Source organism: Agromyces sp. P1_H4, from assembly GCF_056405255.1.
Map to the genome: position 1 here is coordinate 1 of NZ_JBFUCL010000256.1, position 5,519 is coordinate 5,519.

The following is a 5,519-nucleotide window of genomic DNA, read 5'->3' on the forward strand; positions in this document are numbered from 1 at the left end:
GCGGCTCGACCCCGAGGCGCTCGCCGCCGCGTTGGTGACCGCGCCTGTTCCCGACGGATCACTGGCTCTCGGCCTCGTCGATGCGCCTGAGCGGCAACGCCACGAGATCCTCGCGTGGGCCCCGGCGCGCGACGGGCACCTCCTCGTCGTCGGAGCGCCCGGAAGCGGGCGCAGCACGGCCCTGTCCGCCATCGCGCGGGCCGCTCGCCGGGCGGGCATGCCGGTCACGATCATCGGCGGGCCGCAGAGCGTTCAGTGGGACCGCCTCTGCGATGCGGTGCAGCGGACGCGCGGGGGAGTCGCTGCGTCGGGCGAACTCGTCGTCATCGACGACCTCGATGTCGGCTTCCGCGATTGGCCGGAGGACCACCGCATCGCCGCGCTGGGGATGGTCGAGACCATGCTGAGGGAGGGTCGGGGCCGCGGTGTCGGCATCGCCGCAGCCGCAGGCTCGGCGCACCGCCTCGGCTCGGCCGCCAGGGAGCTGTTCGGGCAGACGCTGCTGCTCCGCCACGCGTCCCGGTCCGACCTCGTGCAGGCCGGCGGCGCCGGCGCGATGTGGCGAGCGGATGCGCCGACCGGTTCCGGCCAGTGGCACGGACGCCGGGTGCAGGTCGTGGAGGCGCCGGTGATCCCAGGGTCACCCGCCGAATCCCTCCGACCGCTCCGCATTCGCGCCTCCGGCGTGTGTGCCGTCGTGACGGCGTTCCCCCGGGCCGACGCCCAAGCGCTCCGGGCGCTGGGATTCCACCCCGTCGTGCTCGGACCCTTCGGGGATGCGGAAGTCCGCGCGGCGATGGCGGCACCATCTGGGCCCGAAGCCTCGTGCGTCATCGTCGTCGGCGACGCCGACGCGTGGATGGGCAATTGGGCCATCGCCGCGCAGATCCGCGAGGAGGCCGACGTCGTCGTGCGCGGCGGCATGCGGGAGTTCCGGGTCTTCGGCCGGAGCGCGGCGCCGCCACCGCTGCTCGATCCCGCGACGGACGCCTGCTGGCACTCGCCGAGTGGGGGCGGCCTGCCGGCCCGGGCGGGCTGGCCACCGAGCGCGAACGACTGAATCCGTGCATGAAGCGCGCCGAACGGTACTGAAACCGCATGCGATGTTCCCAGGAATTAACGATTCGGACATGATCCGGTGAATGTTGCCAAGCAGTGTGGCAGTATCGACGGCACCCCAGCTTGTGCCCGCAACCCGAATGGAGTTCCCGTGAGCGCTCGGCCCCTTCCCGAGGACCCGATGATCCGATCCCTGATCGCGCAGGCCCGCCGCGCCCAGCTGAATCGACGCGCGTTGCTGGCCGGCGCGGGTGCGTCCGCGTCGGCGCTCGCGCTCGCGGCCTGCTCGCCGGGTGGCGCGAAGGGCACGCCGACGCCCGCCGCCGACACCTCCGACTCCGACAAGACCCTCAACTGGGCGAACTGGGCGGCCTACATCGACGAGGACGACAACGGCGACTACCCGACGCTCGTGCAGTTCACCGAGGAGACGGGCATCAAGGTCAACTACGACGTGGCCGTCGACGACAACAACACGTACTACGGCAAGGTCAAGGACCAGCTCGCGCTCGGCCAGGACATCGGCGCCGACACGGTCTGTCTCACCGACTGGATGGTCGGTCGCTGGATCCGGTTCGGATACACGCAGGCGCTCGACCACGCGAACATCCCGAACCTCGCGAACCTCACGCCCGCGCTGCAGGACCCCGACTTCGATCCCGGTCGCAAGTTCTCCGTTCCGTGGCAGGGCGGCTTCGCCGGCATCTGCTGGAACACCGAGGCGATCCGCGGCGGCTTGGCCTCGGTCGAGGACCTCTGGAACTCCGAGCTCAAGGGCCGGGTGGGCGTGCTCTCCGAGATGCGCGACACGATGGGCCTGATCATGCTGCAGAACGGCGTCGACATCGCGGGCGACTGGGGCGACGACGAGTACTCGGCGGCCATCGACATCCTCCGCGAGCAGGTCGAGAACGGCCAGGTCCGCAACATCAAGGGCAACTCCTACCTCGAGGACCTGAAGAGCGAGGACACGCTCGCGGCGATCTGCTGGTCGGGCGACATCACGGTCATCAATGCCGAGGCCGGCGACAAGTGGCAGTTCGCCATCCCGACGGCCGGCGGCACGCTGTGGAACGACAACTTCCTGGTGCCCGTCGGCTCGCCGCGCAAGACCAACGCGGAGACCCTCATCAACTACTACTACGAGCCCGAGGTGGCGGCCGAGGTCGCCGCATGGGTGAACTACATCACGCCGGTCGTCGGCGCGAAGGAGGCGGCCGCGGCGATCGATCCCGAGCTCGCCGAGAACCAGCTCATCTTCCCCGACGAGGACACGCTGTCGCAGGCGCACATCTTCCGCACCCTCACCGGCGCCGAGGAGCAGAAGTACCAGGCCGAGTTCCAGAGCATCCTCCTGGGCGCCTGAGGCCGTGGCGACGATGATGGCGATGCGCGAATTCGCCGAACGCGGCGCAGACCTCCAGCTGGTGGGCATCCAGAAGCGGTTCCCCGGCTTCACGGCGATCGAGGAGCTCGACCTCACCATCCCGGCGGGGTCGTTCTTCGCCCTGCTCGGGCCCTCGGGCTGCGGCAAGACCACGACGCTCCGGCTCGTCGCCGGCCTCGAGGAACCCACCCGTGGCCGCATCCTCATCGGCGGCACCGACGTGACCGACACCAAGTCGCACGAGCGACCCGTGAACACGGTCTTCCAGAGCTACGCGCTCTTCCCGCACATGAGCGTCATCGAGAACGTCGCGTTCGGGTTGAAGCGGCGGCGCATCGGCGACCCGCTCGGCAAGGCGCACGAGGCGCTGCGGCTCGTCGAGCTCGACCACCTCGCGCAGCGGCGGCCCCAGCAGCTCTCGGGCGGCCAGCAGCAGCGGGTGGCGCTCGCGCGCGCCATCGTGAACCGACCGGCGCTGCTGCTCCTCGACGAGCCGCTCGGCGCCCTCGACCTGAAGCTCCGGAGGCAGATGCAGCTGGAACTCAAGACCATCCAGGAGGAGGTCGGCCTGACCTTCCTGCATGTCACGCACGACCAGGAGGAGGCCATGACCATGGCCGACACGGTCGCGGTCATGAACAAGGGCGCGATCGAGCAGATGGGTGCCCCCGCCGAGCTGTACGAGCTCCCGCGCACGGTGTTCGTGGCGAACTTCCTCGGACAGTCGAACCTCTTCACTGGCGAGGTCGTGGACACGACGAGCACGGCGATCACCGTCGACGCAGGCGGCACCCGCATCGTCGTGCCCACGGCCCGAGCGCAGCGTCACCGTGGAACCGTGACGGTGGGCGTGCGGCCCGAGAAGGTCACCCTCCACACGCAGGCGCCGGCCGCATCACCGGACCGTAACGTGGTCGGCCCCGGACGGGTGCTCGACGTGTCCTTCTCCGGGGTGAGCACGCAGTACCTGGTCGACCTCGGCGCGCTCGGAACGGTGCTCGTGTTCGCCCAGAACGTCGGCTTCGGACCGGTCGCGGCGTTCGGGTCCGAGGTGTGGGTCAGCTGGGAGGTCATGCACGGGTTCGGCCTCGACGACGTGGCAGGCGAGGCGGGACGCTTCCCGGCCGACGACTCGACGAGCTCGATCGCCGCCCAGCGGCGCGAGTCGCTCGTGTCGGAGCTCGAGGAGGGCTGAGCATGGCCTTCGCAGCATTCGCGACCGCGGAGGCGCAGGCACCGGCCCAGGCACCGAAGCGGCGCAGCCGCATCGCGCTCTTCCTGCTCCTGCCCGGCATCCTCTACCTCATCCTGTTCTTCCTGACGCCGCTCATCTCGCTCCTGCTCACGTCACTGCAGGCGCCGGCCGAATTCGGCGACATCGGCGAGTACGACTACGCATTCAACTGGCAGAACTACGTGGACGTGGTGCAGCAGTACCTGCCGCACATCGCCCGTTCCTTCGGCTACGCCCTCGCGGCGACGGTGTTCGCGCTCCTGTTCAGCTACCCGCTCGCCTACTTCATCGGCGTGAAGGCCCGGCGCTGGCCGCTGCTGCAGAGCCTCATGCTGGTGCTCGTCATCGCACCGTTCTTCATCAGCTTCCTGCTGCGCACCCTCGCGTGGAAGCAACTGCTCTCCGACGAGTCGTTCATCATCACCTCGCTGAAGGCGCTCTCGCTGATGGCTCCCGACGCGCACTTCACGGGCACGCCGTTCGCGGTGATCTTCGGCCTCACCTACAACTTCATCCCGTTCATGACGCTGCCGCTCTACACGACGCTGGAGCGCCTCGACACCCGCTACCTGGAGGCCGGCAGCGACCTCTACGCCAGCCCGTTCGCGGTGTTCCGCAAGATCACGATCCCGTTGTCGATGCCCGGCATCGTGGCGGGCACGCTCCTCACGTTCATCCCGGCGGCCGGCGACTACGTCAACGCCAGTCGTGACTTCCTCGGCGGTCCCGACACCCAGATGATGGGCAACGTCATCGAGGCGAACTTCCTCGTGCTGCTGAACTACCCGGCGGCCGCGGCCCTGTCCATCATCCTGATGGCGGCGATCCTCGTGCTCGTCGGCATCTACGTGAAGCGTTCCGGAACGGAGGACCTGCTGTGAGCGGTGAAGTCCAGGCGGCCGCCGTGCTCGGCGGATTCTCCGAGAGCGAGCAACAGGAGGACGCCCGAGGTCCGGTCCGCGCCCCCCGCCGCCGCCGGATCGGCCTCGGCGACTGGCTGCTGCCCGCCTACACGATCATGGCGTTCGTCTTCCTCATGATCCCGATCGCCTACACCTTCGTGTTCTCGTTCAACGACTCGATCAAGTCGAACATCTCGTGGCGGGGCTTCACCTTCGACAAGTGGCTGAACGTCTGCAACGTCGAGGGCGGTGCGGTCTGCGAGGCGTTCGCGAACAGCATCATCATCGGCCTGGTGGCGACGGTGATCGCCACCGCGCTCGGCACCGCGATCGCGATCGCGCTCGTGCGGTACCGCTTCCGCGCACGATCGGTGATCAGCCTGCTGCTGTTCCTGCCGATGGCGACTCCCGAGGTGGTGCTCGGCGCCGGGCTCGCCGCACAGTTCCTCGCGCTCGGCGTGCCCAAGGACATGACGACGATCATCCTGGCGCACACCATGTTCTGCATCAGCTTCGTGGTGGTGACGGTGAAGGCCCGGGTGTCCAGCCTCGATCCGGCGCTCGAGGAGGCCGGCCGCGACCTGTACGGCTCGCCGGCGCAGGTGTTCTGGCGCATCACGTTCCCGCTGCTCACGCCGGGCATCATCGCCGCGGCGTTGCTCTCGTTCGCGCTGAGCTTCGACGACTTCATCATCACGAACTTCAACTCGGGATCCACCTCGACGTTCCCGAAGTACATCTACATCTCCGCATCGCGCGGCATCCCGGCCGAGGCGAACGTCATCGCCTCGGCGGTCTTCCTGTTCGCGATCGTGCTCGTGGTCGCGTCCCAGATCTCGCGAGCGGCACGGGCGAAGCGACTCGCGAAGCTCGGCTGAGCGCGCGGGGTCGCTGAGTGCGCAGGGCCGCTGGGCCGCCGAGCCCCCTGGTCCGCCCA

At 68.9% G+C, this 5,519-nt stretch carries 4 protein-coding genes and 1 pseudogene; all 5 read left to right on the forward strand.

Going from position 1 to position 5,519, the window contains the following annotated elements:
* A pseudogene (locus AC1DY2_RS14445) lies at positions 1–1,060 on the forward strand (hypothetical protein); the annotation flags it as partial.
* Positions 1,061–1,240: 180 nt separating this feature from the next.
* A complete protein-coding gene (locus AC1DY2_RS14450) occupies positions 1,241–2,425 on the forward strand; it encodes an ABC transporter substrate-binding protein (RefSeq protein ID WP_476763058.1) in 1,185 nt (394 codons plus the stop codon).
* A 16-nt stretch (positions 2,426–2,441) separates the two neighbouring features.
* Complete coding sequence (locus AC1DY2_RS14455) at positions 2,442–3,641, forward strand: ABC transporter ATP-binding protein (protein ID WP_476763057.1); 1,200 nt, start codon at positions 2,442–2,444, stop codon at positions 3,639–3,641.
* Positions 3,642–3,643: 2 nt separating this feature from the next.
* The gene (locus tag AC1DY2_RS14460; protein WP_309972942.1) at positions 3,644–4,561 is read left to right on the forward strand and encodes an ABC transporter permease; all 918 of its coding nucleotides are present in this window, start codon (positions 3,644–3,646) and stop codon (positions 4,559–4,561) included.
* Between the two features lie 137 nt (positions 4,562–4,698).
* Positions 4,699–5,460 carry an ABC transporter permease gene (locus AC1DY2_RS14465; protein WP_309977754.1) on the forward strand — a complete coding sequence of 254 codons (762 nt, stop codon included), beginning with the start codon at positions 4,699–4,701 and terminating at the stop codon, positions 5,458–5,460.
* The last annotated feature ends 59 nt before the right edge of the window (positions 5,461–5,519 follow it).

What these genes read in the sequence shown, in the direction of transcription:
- AC1DY2_RS14460 (WP_309972942.1), top strand. Translation starts at nt 3,644, where the DNA reads ATGGCCTTCGCAGCATTCGCGACCGCGGAGGCGCAGGCACCGGCCCAG.
- AC1DY2_RS14455 (WP_476763057.1), top strand. Translation starts at nt 2,442, where the DNA reads ATGGCGATGCGCGAATTCGCCGAACGCGGCGCAGACCTCCAGCTGGTG.
- AC1DY2_RS14450 (WP_476763058.1), top strand. Translation starts at nt 1,241, where the DNA reads ATGATCCGATCCCTGATCGCGCAGGCCCGCCGCGCCCAGCTGAATCGA.
- AC1DY2_RS14465 (WP_309977754.1), top strand. Translation starts at nt 4,699, where the DNA reads ATGGCGTTCGTCTTCCTCATGATCCCGATCGCCTACACCTTCGTGTTC.